Source organism: Chryseobacterium sp. VD8 (assembly GCF_037149975.1).
GTDB classification, from domain to species: domain Bacteria; phylum Bacteroidota; class Bacteroidia; order Flavobacteriales; family Weeksellaceae; genus Chryseobacterium; species Chryseobacterium indicum.
Genome location: NZ_JBBCQL010000386.1, coordinates 1 through 2,121, shown reverse-complemented (window position 1 = coordinate 2,121; position 2,121 = coordinate 1). Strand labels below are relative to the sequence as shown.

Here is a 2,121-nt window from a genome sequence, read left to right as displayed (position 1 = left end):
GAAAACGAAATAAAAAACTTAACAGAAATTTTGCTGTCAGAAAATTTAACAGTATTTTTACTGTCAGAAGATTAAGACAATAAAAACACTGTTAAAATGAAAACAAATTGGAAATCACCTGATATTATTATCGGCAAAGAAGCTACAGGAAAATTTTATTACAGAAGAAAAGTCTTTGAAAACGAAGTCTGGAAAGAAATTGAAAAAGGCAACAACGTACTTATTGCAGCACCCAGAAGAGTTGGTAAAACATCTGTAATGAAGTATATGACGGAAAACCCTAAAGAAAGCTATAAACTTATTTTTAGAAATGTACAAGGCATTGATGATGAAAAAAGATTTTATAAAACCATTTATGAATTAATCATTTTTTGTTTAAGCAAATTCAAAAAAAGTAAAACTTTAATTCAAAATTATTTTACCAAGATGAGAATTTCCGAAATAACCACTTCGGGAATTAAAATAGAAACCAAAGACATTGATTATTTAGGAGAAATTAACAGCCTAATTCCACAGCTTGATCAGGATTGAGAAAATATTATACTTCTTATAGATGAATTACCCGAAGTTTTACATAACCTTTATTTAAAAGATCAAAAAGAAACAGCTCTTAATATTCTTAAAAATCTCAGACACTGGAGACAAGAAGACGGGTTCAGAAAAATACAGTTTGTTTTAGCGGGTTCTATAGGAATTCATTATGTGGTAAAAACTATTGCAGGCAGAAGTTCGGATATTAATGATTTATACAAAATTACCTATCAGCCTCTGGATGAAAGCGAAGTATCAGATTACATTTCAACGGTAACCAAAAACGCTTCCGTACAATACGATGAAGACAAAATACTACATATCAAAAACAAAATACAATATTTTGTTCCTTATTTTATCAATTTGATGCTAGATGAAATTGACAAAGCTGCCATTAAGAGAAACGATCCTAAAATTACAATAGAGCATATTGATGAAGCATTTAATGCAATCATCAAAAACAATGATAATTTTTCGGATTGGAAAAAGAGACTTACCGATTATTTGCCAAAAGAAGATTTCTCGTTCATCAACGAAATCCTGACACAAATCTCGCATAAAGACCAAATAAGCATACAAAACATTTATGATATTGCTGTAAAACATAACAAAGAAACAGATTATATGGATTTTATAAAAGATCTGGAACAGGACGGATATATCATGGAGAGCAGCCAAAGCTATACGTTTATATCTCCTTTTTTAAAAGAATACTGGAAACGAAATAATCCTATACACAATGCTTAATCCAAACAATAAAACAAGCAATTGGTTTATAGATCAGCTAAATCTTTACCAATCTGCCAACAGCGATTTTGAATCCATCAAACGGAATTTCATTATCCGGGAAGCCGAGTATACAATCATTACCAACGCTTTACTGAATAGAGACAGCAAAGATCCTCTTCAGCATGAGCTTATTCTCGGAAGAAGAGGCAGCGGAAAATCTACCTTGCTTAAAAGAATTGAAATAGAAATTACCGAAAATAAAAAATTAAATAAAAAATACATTCCCATTAACCTTGCTGAAGAACAGGCGGGAATTTATCGTTTATTCGATTTATGGGAACAGGTTATTGAGGAGCTGGAACATCATTTTTCAGTAATAGAAAACAAAAAAAATTACGAAGATTTTGATGAAGTACAGGATTATACAAGACACTTGTACGACGTTATCCATCACACTTGTATAAAAAACAAAAAAAGAATTGTGCTTTTATTGGATAATTTCGACCGGATTGTAGAAAATTTTACAGATGACGGAAATCTTCTGCGTGAAACGCTTATCAATTATAATGATGTAGAAATAATTGCCGGAAGCACAAGAATGGACGAACATTTTTGGAAATACGATATGCCGTTTTACGAATTTTTCAGAAAGCACAGATTAGAAGCTTTAAGCAGAGAAGAAATGTTGCTGCTTCTTAATCATTGGGCAGATTCTTTGGATATTCCGGAGTTGAAACTATTTATAAAAAACAATCCCGGAAAACTGGAAAACGTAAGAATACTTACAGACGGTTTACCCAGAACATTACAGTTTTTCATCCAGATTGTATTGCAGAATTCTCAGACTTATGGTTACGACTA

At 31.5% G+C, this 2,121-nt stretch carries 3 protein-coding genes; all 3 read left to right on the top strand.

The window, feature by feature from the left end; all coding sequences use genetic code 11:
- The first annotated feature begins 96 nt into the window (after positions 1-96).
- Positions 97-531 (top strand): AAA-like domain-containing protein, encoded by a 435-nt coding sequence (locus tag WFK35_RS22420; protein ID WP_336734825.1) that lies wholly within the window; start codon positions 97-99, stop codon positions 529-531.
- A gap of 171 nt (positions 532-702) precedes the next feature.
- On the top strand, positions 703-1,278 hold the full coding sequence (locus WFK35_RS22415; protein ID WP_336734822.1) for a hypothetical protein: 576 nt from the start codon (positions 703-705) through the stop codon (positions 1,276-1,278).
- On the top strand, positions 1,271-2,121 hold an 851-nt coding region (locus WFK35_RS22410), incomplete at its 3' end, for an AAA family ATPase (protein WP_336734820.1). The genes WFK35_RS22415 and WFK35_RS22410, both read left to right, overlap by 8 nt.

Bases quoted from the DNA above. Each gene is read 5' to 3' on its own strand.
- WFK35_RS22420 (WP_336734825.1), top strand. From the start codon at position 97: ATGAAAACAAATTGGAAATCACCTGATATTATTATCGGCAAAGAAGCT.